Below are 18,123 nucleotides of genomic sequence, written 5' to 3'. Positions count from 1 at the left end.
TCAGCCTCCTGATACTCGGAAAATCTCGGGTTCGAGATCGACACCAGCAGCTGTCAGCAAATCATAGCATTTCGGGCGAATCCCGGTGGGAACAAACTGACCAAGCACTTCGCCGTTTTCCGCGCGCCCCTTTTTCTGGAATACGAAGATGTCCTGCATGGTGATGATCTCACCTTCCATCCCGGTAATTTCCGAGATGCTGGTGACGCGGCGCGAACCATCCGCCAACCGCGACAGATGCACAATGAAGTGCAGCCCCGACGCAATCTGGGATCGAATGGCTGCGGCGGGAAATTCGATACCCGTCATCGTGACCATCTGTTCTAGGCGACCCAATGAATCGCGCGCCGAGTTCGCATGTACAGTTGTCATCGAGCCATCATGGCCCGTATTCATGGCCTGAAGCATGTCGAATGTTTCCGCTCCGCGAACCTCGCCGACAATGATCCTGTCAGGACGCATACGCAGCGCGTTGCGCACCAGATCACGCTGAATAACCTGGCCGTCGCCGGACGGGGACGGCGGGCGTGTTTCCAGGCGGACGACATGCTCCTGCTGGAGTTGCAGTTCTGCGGCGTCTTCGATGGTGACGACACGTTCGCCATGGTCGATATACGAAGACAGGGCGTTCAACATCGTTGTCTTACCCGACCCCGTCCCGCCGGCGATCAGAACGTTCAGGCGCGCATAGACCAGCGATTGCAGGAACCGCGCGGCGGCATCATTCAGAGCGCCATTTGCGACCAGCTTTTCCATCGTCAGCTTCGACTGCGCGAATTTACGGATTGAAACGCTGGGGCCATCAATAGAACAGGGGCGGATGATTGCGTTGACACGGCTGCCATCTTCCAGCCGGGCATCCACCCAAGGTTGGCGTTCATCGACGCGCCGCCCGATCTTGCTGACGATCTTGTCGATAACCCGCAGCAGGTGCTTTTCATCGCGGAACCGCACCGGCACGCGCTCCAGCAGACCAGAGCGTTCGACATAGACCGTCTGATAACCATTAACCAGAATGTCGTTGATCGTTGGATCGGCCAGCAATGGCTCCAATGGGCCAAAACCCAGAATTTCGTCCAAGAGTTCTTCGACGATGCGGTTGAAGTCTTCGGTATTCAGCGGCCTGCCGGTTTGGGACAGAGCGCCACCAACAACCCCGGCGACTTCGCGCCGCAGCACGTCCTTTTCAACCTTTTCGATCACCGAAAGGTTCAGCCGTTCCAGCAAAGCCTCGTGCAAAGTGCTTTTTAGCTCAAGCCAGTCCGCGAGTTCGGTATCTTCTTCTGTGGTGTCTGGCTGAATGTCCTCGGCCAGTCGATCAGCATGCTGGTTCAGATGGATAACTTCGGCCTCATTGGTTCGCCCGGCGCGTGTAAACTTTTCAAACATCCCTTTGACTCCAATTAGGCTGCGTTGTTTCTCAGGTCGGTTTTGCCGACCATGGTTTCATTCATGATTTTCCGGCCCATTGTGCGGATTGCCTTGGACAAGGCACAGTTGCCTGAGGCCTGCGACAAGAGCTGACCCCGATCCAGCGCCTGCTTTGCGTGGCGCGCGTCGCTAGGCAGCCAAAAGCGCAATTCGCGTTCCAGCGCCTTTTGGGCTTCGACATGTTGGCTTGACCGGAATGTCGGTTTCGTTTCCTGGCTGATGACGATCTCAACCGGAGGTTCGAGCCGCTCTTTTGTGAAGAATTCGATCAAACGGCAGGCTTGACGCACCGAAGAGACCGAGCTGTCGCCCACCATCAGCATCCGGTCGGACGCGGTCACAACTGCGCCCAGCCAATCGACCAGTACACGTGGCAGATCAATGACGACAAAGTCGAATTCCAGTCGCAGAGTCTCGATCAACGCGCTGACCTGTTCGCGTGTCAGAACATCCAGAGGAATGAATTCCTCGGGCGCGCTCAGGACTTCTAAACCGGACGCATGTTGCACCAGAGATTGCTGAAGGAACGTCCGGTCCGGCATGACCCCATCCTGGGCCATTCTCAAAAGCCCGGAAGAAGGCTGCAAGTCCAAGGACGTCGCGACCGTGCCGAATTGCAAATCTAGATCTACGACGGCGACCTTGTTTTGCGTCTTTTTCCGGAAGATGCCGGAATAACCCTGCAACTGGTCGGCCAGGTTGATGGACAGCGTCGACGCGCCTATGCCACCACGGGCCGGGCATACGCTAATGATCTGTCCCAGCCGCTGCGGTTGCGGCGAGTAAATTGTCGGCAGCAAGGACTTGTCAACCGTCAGACGTTGAATCTGGTCGGCCAGTTCGTCCTGCCCGATGGGATAGGGCAGAATCTCATCCACACCCGATTTGCTCAGCGCACGCGCTTCGGTCAATGAGATGTCACGGTCGCTAAGTGCCAGCAAGGTGCCGCGCGAACCGGCGCCACGACGAAGATCGCTGACAGTTTCCAGTTCCAATTCGCCTGAAAAGCTGAACACCAGCAGGTCATTTTTACCCATCAGATCACAGGCGCGACCATTTACCGAAGACAAGGTCCCGGAATGTGTCTCTAGCGAAAGATCATCGAACCGGTCGACGGCCTGGGCGACTGAATTCTTAATCGCCTCATTGTCAGAGATTAGGGCTAATGATTTTTGCGTCATTCTTCAGCTCCCATGATTAGAAATTTAACCGTTGACTCCGCTGGCGAGGTCTTCGCCAGGAAGGGTTGCGCTAAAGTCGGAAAATATTTTGAAACCCGTTGTCGCGGTGGTCAGCGCATCGGTTTCTGGCGTTGAGCCGCCCAAAACCAGCGCTGCGATCGAACCCAACGGAGAGACGAACCGGAACGGAAGTTCTTCGATCGTCACTGTGACCATCGGCACATAAGGGCCACCCAGAAAATTCATTTCCGGGTCGAAATCGTAGGTGAACGTGATGTTGCTTTCGTCGAAAGTTGCGGTGGGATCGTTGGGAACGGCAAACTGAAGCATGTTCCAGATGTCGGTCACGGTGGTCTGGGCAGCTGCATTCGCGGGGGCCGCACCGGTGCATACGGTGGCTGCCGGTTCGACGCAGACGCCAGCGGCGAAACTGCAATTGGTTCCGAACCGCGGGCCGGTGATATCGGTATAGGTTCCCCGGGCGTTGGTTGTCGGCACACCGCCACATGCGGGTGGCATCACGGCCGCCATCCGAGCGGCGACCTGTGCTGTTTTTTCAGCCGCCACATAGTGGAAGGCCAATCTGCCGAAATCAATCAGACCCAGGAAAATCAAAAGGAACAACGGCAGGACAAAGGCAAGCTCGGTGACCGTCGACCCATCTTCCTGACGGACAAATCGCGACATTCCGCGGGTTATTTTGCGAATGCAGTGGGTCATGGTCCAAACACCCGGCTGCGATCTGTGATCGTGGTTTGGATCTGCGCCGTTGCCGAGCCTCCTACCAGTTGGAACAGGGGCGTGAACGGCAGATTAGAAATTGTCAGTGACGCGGTCAGGACGGCGACTGGCGTGGGCGAAACACGGTATTCACCTGTAAGCCCGACGCATTCGAGGGACAGAGAATCCAGGCCGACGGCAATGTCAGTGGTCGAAAGCGATGTCAGAGTGTTTGAGACAGCGGCCTGGAAATCGCCGATTGCAGCGCTTGGCGAGGCAGTGCACATATCGGACGGGGCGATCCGGCCAACATAACGGGCAGTGTCCCGAACCCCCGTGATTGCATTTTGATAAGACCAGAATATCCGGCCCCCCTCGACGATCAGGGCAAATGTCACCAACAGGATTGGCAAAAGGATCGCAAACTCGACCAACGCCGCGCCAGACTGGTCATTGCGGAACCGGCCAAGGGTTTTGCTGATATGACGGGATGCACCAAACATGATCATTACTCGTAAAGCTGAACCAGATCGTGAACGATGCCGCCAACTCCGGCGCCGCCGATGCCATCCGATACGGTCTGAATGACCTCACCATAGATGACCGCGTTGGCACCGGTGCTGCCGGATTCCGAAGGGCGGATCAGGAACATCTCGATGAAACTGGTGACCGGAATGGTGCCCGACCCACCGTTAAGCTCGTCCTCAAACGTCGCACAATCGATACCGGCAACGGTGATGACACGGCGCGTAGGATCGGCGCGACCAGCTGACGGGGGTTGGCACGAAGGCATGCTGCTTTCAGCTTTGCCACCGGCGGTCAGGATAGCCTCCAAAGCGGCCTGGTTGGTGACCTCTGCATTGTAGATGTCATAGCGGGTGCCACCAGTCGGGAACCAAGGCGGAATACCGGTCGGGAGAGGGCCGCTGAAATCAGCGCCATAGTTGATAGTCAGATACTCGGTTAGGCCAGTGGTAAAGACGCCATTGCCGATACGAGGCGATGGGCAAGTGCCGCTGGCAAAACAGTCGTCAAGCGGCAGACCCACGGTCGCGGCCGGATCAAGGACCCCGTTCGCTTCATAGGTGGGCGACAGCTGGCTGGTGCAGCTGTTTCCGTTACCTGCAGTGATCCAGCCGTCCAGGACATGCGGAGAAGAGGCGAAATTGTCGACGTCGTAGCGCGAGCCGTTGCTGAACTGCTTGGCGCTAGATTCAAACCGGTCGAAACGCGTGTTGAAGCCAGCCACCATGTTGCCCACGCTCAGACCCGGTCTGGTTTCAACGCCTCTTTGGCTGAAGCACATGGAAACAGCGCGCGATGCCGCCAGAGCACATGAATCTTCCTGACCGTTTGGTGCAGGATCGCAGGCACCGGAGGCATCGATGGCCAGATTCTGATTAGAAGACAGAAAACCGAAGTTGCCGGGCCCCCATTGTCCATTGCCGCCTTGGCTAACCATTCTAATCAACTGGCCTTCGGTCAGATCGAGGCTGGGCTGCGGCAGGCAGATGAACATCGGGGTGATGTCGCAGGCCATCAGGGTGAACCCTGCTACGGCTTCGGCGTTGACGCTGGAGAAAGGCTGCGCATTGCCCAAAAGAGCCGCCGCTGCCGCCGCCAGCGGAGTGGCAACCTCGTGCGTGTCGACGGTCACCCGAACAAATGCAGCAATCGGTCCGCTGGCTGGATCGGTCGAATCCAGCAGTTGCGCGGGTTGAGCGGGATCGGTCGCAGTTGTCGGCGGGTTTTCGTAAAACCGTAGCTGGTAATCCGTTGCACCGGACAACAGCTGATCCTTGTTGCGCACGCCAAAGCTTTGACGGTCGCGGATCATGTTTGCAGCCGCATTGGTGGCACGCGTGATTGAATCCGGGCGCCCATCCAGTTCCCCCGCAGCCGCAAGGGCGACATTGTCCGCAAAGCTCTGCAATTCCGACTGGGTGGTGGTCACGCGGCCAATGTCGAATGCAAGGGCGGCCATACCGACCATGACCGACAGGGCCACCGCAACAAAGACCAGGATCGCGCCGTCTTCGGAGCTGCGGAATTGACGTATGAATTGAGCGAGGGACACGGTCGAAACCTTCCTTGGTCGATTCAGTTAATGATGGATTCAGTCACTTCGGTGCCGCGGCGGACCCGGATTATCGTTTTGCGCACCGGTTCTTTGATGTCCTGCGCAATAACCGGTTCATCAATCAGCAGATCGTTCAACCGCGTCATAGTCAGCGTCTTGTCCTCGGTGTCATCAATGGACCGCAAGGTCAGGCTCAGCCGACCGGCACGCTGCGCCAGGGCAAGGCGCTGGACCTGATCAGGCGTAACGGCAACAGTAACCGTGCGCGCAACAACGGGTTGGTCGGTCTGTTCGTCAGATTCCTGATCGACACCGATGACCCTGATGTTTTGCAAAATGGTGACGGCGTGCATGTCTCTTTTTTCACCAGTGGTCATCACCACATCGACCCGATCGCCCGGGGTTACAAAGCCCCCCACGGCGGTTTCGGCGTCAACCTCGATGGCCATGGCGCGATGATCTGCGCCCAACGTCTGAACGATGGTGACCTTCTCACCAAAGTCGGAAACCTTGCTGTTCAGTATCAGTTCACCCTGAGTAATTGCGCGACGGGCGCGCCGGGACGGCATGTTGGCCGCCGCAATCAGGTCGTCGTAATCTGTAAAGACGCCCACGGGTACGGCACCACGGGGCCAGTCAATGGTTGTCAGCGCGCCGGGCTCGATTTCTTCGCCGAACGAAATATCGCGCGATGCAACGACCACGCTCACCATCTCGCTCTCGGCCCCGACATTTGCGGACTGAGTATCGAATTGAATGTAATCCCGAGCGACGTAAACCGACCCTCCGGCTACGACTAGGCCCGTCAATGCAGTGAAAATGGCAGAGAGTCTCATCTGGTGCTCCTTCAGCTATTTCCTGGCGTTTATTGAATGAACCGATCGGAACGGTTGCACTTTGCCAATGGATCAAGAAAATTTTCCGGGGCGATAAGCACGCGGGGCTGAGCGCACCGCGTGCTTTGTATTCCTTAAGGAATCAGGGTTTCCGCGCTGGTGAACTGACCGTTAACGTCAGCGCCCAAAGCTGTCAGAGTGGCAACTGCAATCGCCGTGACGATTGTCAGAGCAACACCATATTCCACGATGGTCGCGCCGCTTTCGTCGCGTGCCATGGTTTTCATCGTTACGTAAAGCTTCAACATTTTACTCTCCTAGTTAACTCACTAGTTACTGATGGATGCCGCCCAAATTCGCGGCGTTCTAACCCCCTCCATATCGACGGAGCCTTCCACAAGGTTAGGTCCCGCCGTCAGGGCGCCGCATCCTCCAAACCACGGAGAAATACACGCCAAGATTGTAAGATTTGGCATTTTGGTCGATTCTGTGTCGGAAAATTGCCTGATCCCTTACCGGAATCCGAATGGCTAGATTCGTGATTCTTTCCCAACTGACGGGTCGCCAATTCTGGAGCCAAGCTGCTTTGCTGCCAAATGGGTTGAAGGATTCACCTCATAAATCCAGCATGATAGCTGAGAGATACGACCAGTTGGGCCCGAACGAAGTACAAGACCGGGAACTGGCCTTCGTACAATCACGCATTGAAAGAACGAGGATCGCTTTCGATCTGGTTTGATCCTGAGATAGATTGGACACCGCTACCTTAAGGCAAGCGCGGTCGTCACCACAGTTTCAGCGAATCCGCATTCCAAGCGTCTCTGACCCTGAAGGTTTTGTCGGGCTGCAGCTGAGGCAAGCCACGGGCTTCGTGGGTAGTTGCCTGCGGCTGACTGGCGGACTGTGCAGTGCCTGATTTCAGTACCCTGTGCCGCCGTCAAAGAACGCTGAAGGTGAGTCTTCCGTATCGCGGCGGGAAGCGGCCCGCTGCATCTTCTGATCGACTCGACGCTTCACTATTCTTCTCGTGCGGCTCGCAGATGTGCGTATGAACGACAATCCTTTTGATCGGCAGCCCGAAGTTGATGCGACACGGTCCGATCTCGCTCACCTCGGGAATCTTGCGCGGTCTACGGTCGCATAGCATCTGGGTCAACTCCAAGAAGCAGGTTTCATCTCTCGAGCCTACGGGAGTTTCAAGCTTCTAAAGCCACGCGAGATGCGAATGTCATTAATCGCTGGAGCTGACGCGGATTCATGACTCTTTCTATACGGACGCATTGGGTCTGCAGTCGGTTTTTCCAAAGACTGCTTGCTCCTGCGTTGCGGTCATTGGGGCATCGCGCAGCATTGGCCAAAATGGGCTCAGAGCAGCCGTTCGCTGCGTTCCGTCTTAGTGACCGCTCTGCGGACAAAGCGGTCTATGGTTCTCCAAACAAATCGGCCATCCTTGGGTTTACAGTACACAGTTGTGTAGAGTGGGAAGGATACTTGTCTTCACTTCCGAAAGCGTTTTCGGGTATTAATAGAGTCCCGACATGGGTCCCGGGCGTCCCGACCCTCTCCCGTTGGCTTCCTTGGCTATCAGACGGTGTCGTCCCAATGGTTGGGGCGTTCCGGATCACACGGTAGCAAGGTCGGCAATACGGACAAAGTGGGTGTTCAAGGAACCTTTTAAAGTGCCTTTTCAATGAACTTTGAAAAAAGCTCACCCTGCGAATTGATCCTAAGTTTCGCGTAAATGTTGCGTCTGTGGATGCGGACTGTGCCTGGAGAGATGCCGAGAATTGTGCCGACAGCTTCTGCCGAATGGCCCTTCAACGTGAACTCAACGACTTCTCTTTCTCGTGGCGTCAGAACGCCATCGCCAAATGCCTGGAAAGCAAGATCGACGCGACGACTAACGCCATTCGCTGCGGCGCCGCGGGTCATCGTTGGAAAGTCACTCCAATGTTTGCAACAGGCTGCCCGAACGAGCGGCCATAGAGCGTGCAAATGACGAATTTCCTTGGCTGAAAAAGGCTTCACTGATCGCATGAGCGAGACCACAACCATCCCAGTGCTTGGGATATCGATAAAGTAGCCAATCTCCTCTGCTAACCCAGTCCTTTTGTAATAGCTGCGATAGTATTCGCCCTGATAGAACCTGTCCGGTGCGATATCGCGCATGCGGTACAGACCCGGTGTTATCGGTTTTGTCGCGGCCAAAAAAAATGGATCGAGTACGTAGGGCCCTGCTTGGTAATCCTCAACAAAAATACGCCGTTTGCTTTTGGGAAAATCGTCGTGAAGGTCTATAGGTGCTTCGGTTCCGACATGGCCAAACACCACTGTAAAATCGAATGGTGCGACCTGCCGCAAGCCATCTGCCAAAGCACATGGAAATTCTGGGGTTCCGATCTTCTCCACGACCCTGCCGGCCTCTTCCATCCAATCGTACACACGCTGCTCCAGATTTTCGAAAAGCAGCTCTATACCCCAATTGTGGTATATACAGCTAATCGGAGTTATTGTTACTTTTTCCCTGTTTGAGTGGTATGCCAATAAATGCCAAAAAATCAAGCAAAAGGAAAAAGGCAGTATATGAGCTTTGACATGAGCGTCACCATGCAGACGATTGCGGAACTCCGCGGAGTGACTAAGACCTTCGGGAATGTGGTCGCTGCCAAAGACCTGAATCTTTCCATTGGGAAAGGAGAGTTCCTGTCGTTCTTAGGCCCATCTGGTTGCGGCAAAACCACTGCACTTAGGATGCTGGCGGGTTTCGAGAAACCAACCGAAGGTCAGGTGTTGCTCGATGGCGAAGTCGTCAACGACTTGGATGCGCACCATCGCCCAGTCAACATGGTGTTTCAGCACTACGCTCTTTTTCCTCACCTGAGCGTGTTCGACAACATCGCGTACGGCCTGCGCCAACAACGACCACGCGTAGACAAACAAACAATCGCGACAAAGGTTAAGCAGGCGCTGGAAACTGTCCGTCTGGGTGGGTTTGGCCCACGTCGAATCTGGGAGATGTCTGGTGGTCAGCAGCAACGCGTCGCTTTGGCGCGTGCGATCGTAAACGAGCCCAAGCTTTTGCTGCTCGATGAACCAATGGCTGCTCTGGATCGAAAGCTTCGAAAAGAAATGCAGTTTGAACTGCAGAACCTGCAACGACAACTGGGAATAACTTTTGTCCTCGTCACGCACGACCAAGAAGAAGCGCTTTCAATGTCCGACCGAATTTGTGTGATGGAAGGCGGCAGTATTGTGCAAGTAGGCAGCCCACGCGAACTCTATGACATGCCCCGCAGCCGTTACGTGGCTGGATTTGTTGGCACCTCGAATTTCTTTGATGCAACTGTGACTGACGCAGTAGCCGACCAAATCACTGTGCGTTTAGCGAGTGGCCAAAAGGTGCACGGAACTCCGGAGATTCCAATAGATGCAGGGCAGGAAGTGTGCGTCAGCATCCGTCCTGAACAGATAGCGCTGACCCGCGCGCTGCCCGCAGCTGAAATTGCTCTGCCAGTTACCATTCAAAATCGGATCTTCCTTGGGGAGCACACAGAATACCTTGCGCGCAACGAAGCACTGGGTGATTTCCACGTACTTGTGCCAAGGCAAGCGGAATTGAACGAGGGGACGTTCAATGCAGGAGAACAGGCCTTTGTTTCATGGGGCGAAGGCGCACTGCTGATCCTGGAAAATTAACAAATCCCGCAGTCCAACAACAGAGAGGTTCACAATGACCAAGGATAATGGGACTATTTCCAAGCAAAAGTTCATGGAAGAGCTTCGCCGGTACCAAAAGGGTTCGGTCACACGGCGACATTTTTTGGGCGTGACAGGTCTTGGGATGGCAACGGCCGTTCTGGGCACGGCTATGCCTGGGTTGCGTCCACGCCCGGCATTTGCTGCCGGAGACATTGGCGACCGAGTGATCCTCGCCACGTGGCCGAACTACCATGACGAGATGAACTTCGAAGCCTTCACGGAAGCCACTGGCGCTCACGTTCAGGTCAATGTTTTTGGCTCGAACGAAGAGATGTTGGCAAAACTGCAAGCCGGAGGGTCTGGCTGGGACGTGTTCGTTCCAACCAATTACACGATCACTACGTATGTGGGCGAAGATCTGATCATCCCGCTCGATACGTCCAAACTGCCAAACTACGACGCAGGTTCATTCGAACAGCGCTTTTCAGATGCCGGCTCTGTCGATGGCCAGCTTTACGCGGTGCCGAAAAACTGGGGCACGACCGGCTTTGCAGTGAATACTAGTAAGCTTGACGGCGCTCCGACTCCAACCACATGGAAAGAGTTCTGGGACCTTACTATGGAAGGTTACTCAGGTCGGACAATGGTGCATGATTACCAACTCACCACCATCGGTAATGCCCTGAAATACTTCGGCTACTCCTTCAACTCGGTCGATGAGAAGGAACTGGCGGATGCCGAGAAATTGTTGCTGGATGCTAAACCGCATCTGTTTGCAATCTCGTCGGATTATCAGCCACCGATGCGTAACGGTGACGCGTGGATGACGATGTGCTGGACAGGTGACGGCAAGCAGATGAATGTCGACATGCCTGAAATCGCCTACGTTCTGGGAGCCGAGGGCGGTGAACTCTGGTCCGACTACTACGCTATTCCTAAGGGCGCACCCCATATGGATGCCGCTTATGCCTTGATCGACTTCCTGCTGAACCCGGAAGTTAATGCGAAAGAAGTCCTCGCTCATGGCTATCCATCGGCTGATGCTCGCACCAATGCGTTGCTGCCGAAGGAATTGCTGGAAGATCCGATCCTTTATCCGGCAGCTGACCTTCTGAATGCGCTCGAGTTTGGCGCGGCGGCTACGCTAACCGATCCAAACCGTGCCGAGTTGCTCGCCCGCTTCAAGTCGGCCTAAGCGGCAAGGCCGCAATATCGGAAAAGACGAGGACAATATGACCAAACGAGGCAGAAAAGCACTGTTGCTGGCACCGGCAGGAATATGGCTTTTGGTAATGCTTGCCCTTCCACTACTGGTCGTCTTCGTCTTTTCCTTTGGCGAACGGGGTGCCGCCGGAGGCTATGTTCCAGCGTTCACTTTGGAACAATATGCCAACCTTCCTGCGCGATGGACGGCGTTTAAGAACACCTTGATCCTTGCACCTCTGGGGACTATCGCTGCGTTGGTAATTGCCTACCCGCTCGCCTACTTTCTTGCGGTGCGTTGTTCACCAAAGTGGAAAACTTCGCTGTTGATCCTGGTGATCGTGCCGTTCTGGACATCGATCCTGATCCGGTCATACGCATGGATTTTCATCCTTGGGGGGCGTGGCTTGCCCGCTTTACTGGAGTCGATCGGCATCGATGATGTCCGCCTGATAAATACGCCGTTCGCTGTGCTTGTGGGGATTGTCTATGGGTATCTACCTTTGATGGTTTTCCCAATTTTTGTAAGCTTGGACAAACTGGATAAACGCCTTCTGGAAGCCTCAGCGGATCTCGGCTCCACTCCGTGGCGTACGTTCCGTCAGGTAACACTTCCTCTGTCGGTACCAGGTATCGCAACTGGCTGCATGCTGGTCTTCATCCTACTCATGGGCGAATTTCTGATCCCAGCGATCTTAGGTGGCGGAAAAGTGTTTTTCGTCGGAAATGCGCTGGTGGACCTGTTCTTGCAGTCTCGAAACTGGGCGTACGGTTCGGCGGTCGCAATGACGCTGGTTGTCGTAATGCTTGTCACTGTCTCAATTTACATGAAATTCATCTCGCGCCTGGGTGGCCAGCGCGAAGATGTCTCGCTGATGTGAGGGTCCGATGCGTTTTTACGCGACTTGCGTCTACCTTTTTCTCTATATTCCAATCGGCATCATCGCGCTTTTCAGCTTCAATGCCGGACGACACGCAAGCCAGTTCATGGGGTTCTCGACCCAATGGTATGGCAAAGCGCTCAACAACCCATTTGTTATGGACGCGCTCGAGACCAGTCTGCTTGCGGCATTCATAACTGCTTGCCTCGCATCCACACTCGGAACCATGGCCGCCATCGCTTTACAAGGGGTTAAGGGATGGCTCCGAACTTTGTTCGATGCGATGATTTATATTGCGATAATGATACCAGGTATCGTCATCGGTATCGCGACACTCATTGCCCTGGTCACCGTATTCGGCTGGCTAAACCCGCTTCTTGTGAGCCTATGGCCCGATGGAGCAAATCCCCCACAACTTTCCATGGGGATGCCCACTCTTGTCGCCGCACACACCATGTTCACAATGGCGCTGGTCATAATCATCGTACGTGCAAGGCTTTCGGGTATGGACCGTGCCCTCATGGAAGCCTCAGCTGACCTCTTTGCGACGCCCTGGGGCACCTTTCGGCAGGTGACCCTGCCGTTGATAGCACCGGCAATTTTGGCGGGCTTCCTGCTCAGCTTCACTTTCTCATTTGATGATTTCATCATAGCGTTCTTCGTAGCTGGCTCAGAAACAACCCTGCCTATCTACATATTCTCATCCATCCGACGCGGCGTAACGCCCGAGATCAATGCCATCGGCACTATGGTTATGGGCGCGTCGCTCTTGTTGCTCGTTGCAGCGCAACTGCTTTTGCGCCGAGGCGCCTCAAAATCGAATAGTTAAATAAAGGAGCCAAGTGAAATGCGGCTTGCAGGTAAAGTCGCGCTCGTGACGGGCGCGGGATCAGGAATTGGTCGGGCGGGTTCAATGGCAATGGCACAAGAGGGTGCGCATGTTGTGGTAACGGATCGCGATGCAACTCTTGCTGAAGACACTGTGGCCGCGATCGTTGCGCAGGGGAATCAAGCATCTGCCCTACAGCTTGACGTGACTGATGACGATGCCCTTACCAAAGCCATAGACGAAGCAGTAAAAAACTTCGGTCGGCTTGACGTGTTGCACTCTCATGCTGGGTTGCAGATCGAAGGAACGCTGGAAGAAGTGGAACCAGATGGAATGGATGCATCTTGGGCATTGAATGTCCGCGCTCACTTCATTGCCGCGCGCGCAGCCGTCCCCCATATGAAATCACAAGGTGGAGGCAGCGTGATCGTCACGGCCTCCAATTCTGGGGTTCAATACGACCGGGGGATGATCGCCTATGCGACTACAAAGCACGCAGCTGTTGCGATGGTTCGGCAGATGGCAGCCGACTACGCTGTCCATGCAATCCGTTTCAATGCCCTTTGTCCAGGATTTGTAGACACCCCCTTCAATGCAGGCTTCGAAAAGCAGATGGGTGGCCGTGCCAAACTGGAAAGCTACATCGAGCAGGCGATCCCTATGAGTCGGTGGGCGACAGTTGAAGAGATTGGCCATGGGATCGTCTATTTAGCTTCAGATGAATCCGCTTTTATGACGGGGCAAGCCTTGGTTATCGATGGCGGTGAATGCATTTAGTGATGGGTTAGACCGCTCAAGAGAATGTCTATCGCCGCACTTCATTTTTGGCGAGCACATTTCAGTCCGCTTTGGGCTCGGAGCGGTCGTTCGCTACGCAGCGCATCAATGGCCGTTGTGCGAACCGAGCAATCCTTCAAGCGCCGAACTCGAACGGCTGTTTTGTGGCCAAGTAACAATCGCATTCTACCTAGAGGTAGTGCTGTTCAGGAACACTCTTGGTTGTGTAGTCAGACATCCTTGTGCCTTTCCATTCTCATTTCTGGAAGTGTTTGAACACCCTCGGGTCAACGCTGGCGGCGGCGAGCAACCCACCCCAGAGTGCCCCTGGGATACCGGGGCTTGCAACATCCTGTCCTGCCAGAAACAAGCCCTGGATAGGCGTTTTCGCCCGCAATCCATCGCACATCACCCGCTCTGGTGTCACATCCAGACCGTAGAATGCACCTTTGCGGTGCCCAGTGAAGCTGACGGTCGACAGCGGCGTCGCCAGTTCTTGGTAGACAATCATTTTAGCCAGATCGGGAAACTGAGCTTTGAAGTGCGCCACCAAAGTGTCTTCCGCGCGCTTTTTGAAGGCCTCATAATCATCGCCTCGCGCACCGGCTGGACGGTCTGCCCATTCCTCAACAGTGGACCAATCCGCCCAGAAGATGGCTTGGCCCACGTGTGTCTTGCGTGGCCCCGGATCATGCGCGATGTTCTTGAGCGAGCCAAAGGACACAGCCATGTGAGGCGGCGGTCCGTCAGGCGCATCCGTCCAGACAACATCAGTTTCCCCTGTTGGGTAAAACCAGTGGTTTGCCCGCGTGGCACCGGCTGCCTCTATGTCTCCTTCGAAGCCAAAGAAGAGATTGAAGTGTGCAATGCTGGAAGGCAACGCGCGAATTTCTTCAATCCAGTCTTCATGGCCGCAATTCTCGGGCAAGAGTCTGTCGATGGTCTCACGTGCGCCGATATCCGAAATCACGACCTTTGCGCGAAACTCCGTGCCGTCATCTGCCCGCACCCCAACCACGGTGTCGCCGTCAAACAGCAACTCTGTGACGGGGACACCTCCGCGTGCTTCGCCGCCGCGCTTTTTGATGGTTGGAAGGATGTGTTCGGCATAGGCCTTGGCCCCACCCACGGGATACCATGCCCCGCTGGGCAGGTACGCGCCGGCAATCAGGGCATGCATGGCAAAGCTTGCTTTGCTGGGGCGTCCGCCGTGGTCTCCCCATTGGGCTGACATGACGGCCGCTAGCTCTTTGTTGCTGGTCAGGTCATCTATGACCTCTTGCGTCGTACGAGCAATCCACTTCGAGATTGTGGCCCTGTTCCACCAATCAAGCATGTCACCTGCGAGCTCCGGCATCGCCCGGGTCGGAAAGATCTTGTACATCGCATTGTAGCCCGACCGCATTGCGTGGGTCCAAGCCTCAATGGCTTCAGTTTCGTCCGGGTACCGGTCCTTGAGATCCCGCTCTTGCGCTTCGTAGGGACGCGAGAGGGACAAAGGTTCCGCCGACCCGATATGGAGGGTATCGTAGATTGATCCCATGGGAGCAAATTCGATGGGGGTGTCGGACAGCCAGTCCAGAAGTGCCCGGGCGCGGTCACCCGGCGCCATTTCACTCAGGTAATGAACGCCGACATCCCATGTGAACCCATTGCGAGAGAAGCTGTGTGTGAGCCCTCCGAGCGTCCAGTGCTTCTCCAGCATCAAGACCTTGTGACCGACCTGGCTTAGGGCCGCTGCCGCTGCCATTCCACCCATTCCCGAGCCTATGACGATCGCGTCCCAATCAGTGTTCTCAGTCTCCGACATGCTTAATCTCCGTTGGTTGACTAGGAACGATGTCCCAGACCTCTTGAATTCGCCCCTCGACAACGCGCCAGACGACAACGACGTCCACGGTGATGATCTGAGCTTCGAGGGTCAGCGTGTTGCGAGACTGGACAACGACCAGTTCCGGCCCCACGGGCGTGGCCGATACGGGCTCTATCTGGAAAGTCCCTTGGGATTTCTCTGCGAGATTGGCAAAAAAGGTGCTTATGCCTGCCGGTCCCACATAGTCGCCGTTCAAGTCCGGCAGATTGGGGTTGGAGTAGTGCCAGACGGCATCTTCGGCGAAGAGATGCGCAGAGGATGCTATGTTTCTGGTATCAAGCTGCTGCAGAACAGCCAAAGCGGGATGATCTTCAGTCATGTCTGCAGACTTTCAGGTTCGTGTGCAACACCTGTCGTTTGATCAATGAACTCTGACGCGCCGAAATCATGCGAAGGAACGATCGCGAGATTAGGCAGGCGCTCTTGTAGCTTCCGAACCTTGGCATAGGACGCCAGCAGTGTTGGACCGTCGCCAACACCGGGGACCACATCTTTCTCAATCAACGATGCTTCGTAAGTGAGGTCAGCAACAAGCAGGATCGGATCCCAACCCTCCTGCCGGATCAACATAGACATCGAGCCCCTTGTATGACCGGGCGTCGGGATCAAAATCATGGAGCCGTCACCGGCAACGTCATGGATGCCTTCAAAACCCTCGAACAGTGGGTCATCCGTGGGCACAAACGAAATCTGCTGCCACTTTGCGGACGGGATTTCGATATGCTCACGCAGGATCCAATCCTGCTCTGGGTGTGGCTCCGACAGGATCGACCATTCCACCGCGCTCACCAGCAAGTCAGCCTGCGGGATGTGACGAATTCCGCCGACGTGGTCAAAATGCAGATGCGAGATGACCGCGGTCCTAATCTCCTCGGGCGCGACGTCGGATTTATGGAGGACGCGATCGATCCGGTCCTCCGCAGTAAGGTGCAGCCGAAAGATGCGCGGCAGCAAGAAGCGCCCTATAGCCTGTTTGATGTAGCCCTGGTCAAGTTGGACAGCAGGGTCGATGCCCGTGTCGAAAAGGACCAGCCCATCACGATGGGTAATCAGAAAAGCCTGTAACGGAAGGTCGACCCAACGCCTTCCAAAGAACACCCACCAGAGTTTGGGGAGGGGACTGCCGTGCCGGTGTTCCCAGTGCTGTTCCGCGCGCCCGCAATCGAGAACCTGCACGGACCTGATGAGTGCGTCAGAGCTGTGATCGGTTCGTTCTTTATCCGTTTGTGTGGTTTCCATAGCTTGCTCCCTTCATTGGATCGCGCGGACACATCTCGATGTGTTCGAAAGCTAAATGAGTGTGGAGATCCGATATCAGGGACGACTTTGGCACATTTAGGGATTGGCAGAATTGATCTCTCTCAAAGCTCACGCAAATCCACTACGTCATTGACCCGCCTGGGTAACGAGCATTCTGTCACCTCGTGGTCGGTTTCGCGATGCCGGGATCGTCAGATCTGTGTTTTTCCGACGAGGGAAACTTAGAAGCCGACATTGGTGCGATACGCAACAAAAAGCCGATATGGGCTCGAAGCCGTCAGCTTACAGTTTTTGTCGGATGACGCGTTCTACCTGATTAGCGGACATTGCTATTACGGACTCCATTTGTATCTGCTCAGTGATTCAAAAGCGGCAGAAGGATTGCCCACGTTGCATGGTTCTGACGCGGCTAAGAGCTCCTCGGCCACATCAAGCACCTGTTCCCGAAGCCACGTGGGCTCTTGAGGCTAGACGACCGTACGGTTCTCAGTGGTGTTATCCACGTTAAGCAGCGATGGCCTGCGCTGGCGGGATACGCCGTCTGTTTATAGACCGCACGAGACCCTATACAATCGGTTCTTAAAATGGTCCCGCCTCGGCGTCTTTGTGCACACCTTCAGAGAATTGGCTCCGCCCGGAGCGGACGACGAAACTACTTTGATCGACAGTACAAATCTGAACGGCGCACCGAACGGAGGCAAGCCTCTTAAATGGGGTACGCGGACGCGGGCTATCGGTCGAGCCAAAGGTAGGTTGAACAGTAAATTTCACACCGTATGCAACGTACACTAAAGTACAACGCGCCATGGCTGCGCAGCTTCTTCGATCTTGGCGCGAATATCGGGTGTATCGACCACGTATGCGTGATTTCCTTTTAACCACCGGGTCACGCAATCAGCCTATGGACCATCGGTGCGCCACCATCATCCATGCTTTCCAATGCAACAGCGATCTTTGTGCCTACGACTTCAAGAGGCACCAATCAACTACTAAAGGGTTGACATTGGGGTGTATAGAAAAACAAAATATACTTCATCACGCTGATAAAATTGATGTTTTTGATTTTTATTGGTGCCTCAAGAGGGACTCGAACCCCCGACCTTGTCCTTACGAAGGACCTGCTCTACCAGCTGAGCTATTGAGGCAACTTATGGCAGCCAGAACTGGTTCTATCTGGGTGCGATGGATCGTTTAAACTGTCGGTCTGTTGCCTGCAAGCCCAGTTGAGCTTTTTGCGGCCGACCTGCCTGAATGGGGTCTTCTTTTGAGCCGGCAACCGACTCTGCCTGCGGCAGCTTCCGTATGTGAATTTTTTGTAACGCCAACGGGTTGAAATTGACTCCCGGTCATTAA

16 protein-coding genes, 1 tRNA gene and 1 pseudogene are annotated in these 18,123 nt (G+C 55.2%); 6 read left to right on the top strand and 12 right to left on the bottom strand.

All coding sequences use genetic code 11. The features are described 5' to 3' along the window. From GOV89_RS07795 to GOV89_RS07765, 7 genes are all read right to left on the bottom strand, one after another. Window positions 1–1,389, bottom strand: a complete 1,389-nt coding sequence (locus GOV89_RS07795) for a CpaF family protein (protein WP_171180503.1) — start codon at window positions 1,387–1,389, stop codon at window positions 1–3. 14 nt (window positions 1,390–1,403) lie between these two features. Continuing rightward, window positions 1,404–2,612: an AAA family ATPase gene (locus GOV89_RS07790; protein ID WP_171180505.1), complete on the bottom strand. Its 1,209-nt coding sequence runs from the start codon at window positions 2,610–2,612 to the stop codon at window positions 1,404–1,406. Between the two features lie 24 nt (window positions 2,613–2,636). Next, window positions 2,637–3,299 (bottom strand): TadE/TadG family type IV pilus assembly protein, encoded by a 663-nt coding sequence (locus tag GOV89_RS07785; protein WP_171180507.1) that lies wholly within the window; start codon window positions 3,297–3,299, stop codon window positions 2,637–2,639. Window positions 3,300–3,328: 29 nt separating this feature from the next. Beyond that, window positions 3,329–3,835, bottom strand: a complete 507-nt coding sequence (locus tag GOV89_RS07780; RefSeq protein WP_171180509.1) for a TadE/TadG family type IV pilus assembly protein — start codon at window positions 3,833–3,835, stop codon at window positions 3,329–3,331. Window positions 3,836–3,840: 5 nt separating this feature from the next. Next, complete coding sequence (locus GOV89_RS07775) at window positions 3,841–5,409, bottom strand: Tad domain-containing protein (protein WP_171180511.1); 1,569 nt, start codon at window positions 5,407–5,409, stop codon at window positions 3,841–3,843. A gap of 23 nt (window positions 5,410–5,432) precedes the next feature. Continuing rightward, window positions 5,433–6,248 (bottom strand): Flp pilus assembly protein CpaB, encoded by an 816-nt coding sequence (gene cpaB / locus GOV89_RS07770; protein ID WP_171180513.1) that lies wholly within the window; start codon window positions 6,246–6,248, stop codon window positions 5,433–5,435. A gap of 134 nt (window positions 6,249–6,382) precedes the next feature. Then, window positions 6,383–6,556, bottom strand: a complete 174-nt coding sequence (locus GOV89_RS07765; RefSeq protein WP_171180515.1) for a Flp family type IVb pilin — start codon at window positions 6,554–6,556, stop codon at window positions 6,383–6,385. A 327-nt stretch (window positions 6,557–6,883) separates the two neighbouring features. Here GOV89_RS07765 and GOV89_RS07760 point away from each other — a divergent pair. Next, window positions 6,884–7,259, top strand: a pseudogene (locus GOV89_RS07760) (transposase); the annotation flags it as partial. Between the two features lie 663 nt (window positions 7,260–7,922). Here the strand turns inward: GOV89_RS07760 and GOV89_RS07755 are convergent. Further along, the gene (locus GOV89_RS07755; RefSeq protein WP_348540160.1) at window positions 7,923–8,690 is read right to left on the bottom strand and encodes a helix-turn-helix transcriptional regulator; all 768 of its coding nucleotides are present in this window, start codon (window positions 8,688–8,690) and stop codon (window positions 7,923–7,925) included. Between the two features lie 153 nt (window positions 8,691–8,843). Here GOV89_RS07755 and GOV89_RS07750 point away from each other — a divergent pair, with 153 nt between their 5' ends. From GOV89_RS07750 to GOV89_RS07730, 5 genes are read left to right on the top strand one after another with little or no spacing between them, the layout of a single operon-like run. Then, window positions 8,844–9,944, top strand: a complete 1,101-nt coding sequence (locus tag GOV89_RS07750; protein ID WP_253284522.1) for an ABC transporter ATP-binding protein — start codon at window positions 8,844–8,846, stop codon at window positions 9,942–9,944. A 34-nt stretch (window positions 9,945–9,978) separates the two neighbouring features. After that, window positions 9,979–11,142 carry a PotD/PotF family extracellular solute-binding protein gene (locus tag GOV89_RS07745; protein WP_171176818.1) on the top strand — a complete coding sequence of 388 codons (1,164 nt, stop codon included), beginning with the start codon at window positions 9,979–9,981 and terminating at the stop codon, window positions 11,140–11,142. Window positions 11,143–11,179: 37 nt separating this feature from the next. Beyond that, window positions 11,180–12,031 carry an ABC transporter permease gene (locus tag GOV89_RS07740; RefSeq protein WP_171236886.1) on the top strand — a complete coding sequence of 284 codons (852 nt, stop codon included), beginning with the start codon at window positions 11,180–11,182 and terminating at the stop codon, window positions 12,029–12,031. A 7-nt stretch (window positions 12,032–12,038) separates the two neighbouring features. Continuing rightward, window positions 12,039–12,860 (top strand): ABC transporter permease, encoded by an 822-nt coding sequence (locus tag GOV89_RS07735; RefSeq protein ID WP_171236887.1) that lies wholly within the window; start codon window positions 12,039–12,041, stop codon window positions 12,858–12,860. An 18-nt stretch (window positions 12,861–12,878) separates the two neighbouring features. Beyond that, a complete protein-coding gene (locus tag GOV89_RS07730; protein ID WP_171236888.1) occupies window positions 12,879–13,637 on the top strand; it encodes an SDR family NAD(P)-dependent oxidoreductase in 759 nt (252 codons plus the stop codon). A 256-nt stretch (window positions 13,638–13,893) separates the two neighbouring features. Here the strand turns inward: GOV89_RS07730 and GOV89_RS07725 are convergent, their stop codons facing one another. The 4 genes from GOV89_RS07725 to GOV89_RS07710 all read right to left on the bottom strand — a co-directional run bounded on the left by GOV89_RS07725 (window position 13,894) and on the right by GOV89_RS07710 (window position 17,915). After that, window positions 13,894–15,447, bottom strand: coding sequence for an NAD(P)/FAD-dependent oxidoreductase (locus GOV89_RS07725; protein ID WP_171237915.1), 1,554 nt, complete (start codon window positions 15,445–15,447; stop codon window positions 13,894–13,896). Then, the gene (locus GOV89_RS07720; RefSeq protein ID WP_171237914.1) at window positions 15,434–15,829 is read right to left on the bottom strand and encodes a nuclear transport factor 2 family protein; all 396 of its coding nucleotides are present in this window, start codon (window positions 15,827–15,829) and stop codon (window positions 15,434–15,436) included. The genes GOV89_RS07725 and GOV89_RS07720 overlap by 14 nt, the downstream gene beginning before the upstream one ends. Beyond that, window positions 15,826–16,749 carry an N-acyl homoserine lactonase family protein gene (locus GOV89_RS07715; RefSeq protein WP_171237913.1) on the bottom strand — a complete coding sequence of 308 codons (924 nt, stop codon included), beginning with the start codon at window positions 16,747–16,749 and terminating at the stop codon, window positions 15,826–15,828. Before GOV89_RS07715 ends, GOV89_RS07720 begins: the two co-directional genes overlap by 4 nt. A gap of 1,090 nt (window positions 16,750–17,839) precedes the next feature. Next, a tRNA-Thr gene (locus GOV89_RS07710) sits at window positions 17,840–17,915 on the bottom strand. Window positions 17,916–18,123: the final 208 nt, after the last annotated feature.

The organism is Ruegeria sp. HKCCA5763 (genome assembly GCF_013034545.1).
In the GTDB taxonomy this organism is placed as follows: Bacteria; Pseudomonadota; Alphaproteobacteria; order Rhodobacterales; family Rhodobacteraceae; genus Ruegeria.
The sequence above is the reverse complement of the archived record's forward strand: the minus strand, read 5'-3'. Positions and strand labels throughout refer to the sequence as shown.

Coding starts and splice junctions, on each gene's coding strand:
- GOV89_RS07780 (WP_171180509.1), bottom strand. CDS start 3,835: ATGTTTGGTGCATCCCGTCATATCAGCAAAACCCTTGGCCGGTTCCGC.
- GOV89_RS07720 (WP_171237914.1), bottom strand. CDS start 15,829: ATGACTGAAGATCATCCCGCTTTGGCTGTTCTGCAGCAGCTTGATACC.
- GOV89_RS07765 (WP_171180515.1), bottom strand. CDS start 6,556: ATGTTGAAGCTTTACGTAACGATGAAAACCATGGCACGCGACGAAAGC.
- GOV89_RS07750 (WP_253284522.1), top strand. CDS start 8,844: ATGAGCGTCACCATGCAGACGATTGCGGAACTCCGCGGAGTGACTAAG.
- GOV89_RS07790 (WP_171180505.1), bottom strand. CDS start 2,612: ATGACGCAAAAATCATTAGCCCTAATCTCTGACAATGAGGCGATTAAG.
- GOV89_RS07730 (WP_171236888.1), top strand. CDS start 12,879: ATGCGGCTTGCAGGTAAAGTCGCGCTCGTGACGGGCGCGGGATCAGGA.
- GOV89_RS07715 (WP_171237913.1), bottom strand. CDS start 16,749: ATGGAAACCACACAAACGGATAAAGAACGAACCGATCACAGCTCTGAC.
- GOV89_RS07740 (WP_171236886.1), top strand. CDS start 11,180: ATGACCAAACGAGGCAGAAAAGCACTGTTGCTGGCACCGGCAGGAATA.
- GOV89_RS07795 (WP_171180503.1), bottom strand. CDS start 1,389: ATGTTTGAAAAGTTTACACGCGCCGGGCGAACCAATGAGGCCGAAGTT.
- GOV89_RS07745 (WP_171176818.1), top strand. CDS start 9,979: ATGACCAAGGATAATGGGACTATTTCCAAGCAAAAGTTCATGGAAGAG.
- GOV89_RS07725 (WP_171237915.1), bottom strand. CDS start 15,447: ATGTCGGAGACTGAGAACACTGATTGGGACGCGATCGTCATAGGCTCG.
- cpaB (WP_171180513.1), bottom strand. CDS start 6,248: ATGAGACTCTCTGCCATTTTCACTGCATTGACGGGCCTAGTCGTAGCC.
- GOV89_RS07735 (WP_171236887.1), top strand. CDS start 12,039: ATGCGTTTTTACGCGACTTGCGTCTACCTTTTTCTCTATATTCCAATC.
- GOV89_RS07785 (WP_171180507.1), bottom strand. CDS start 3,299: ATGTCGCGATTTGTCCGTCAGGAAGATGGGTCGACGGTCACCGAGCTT.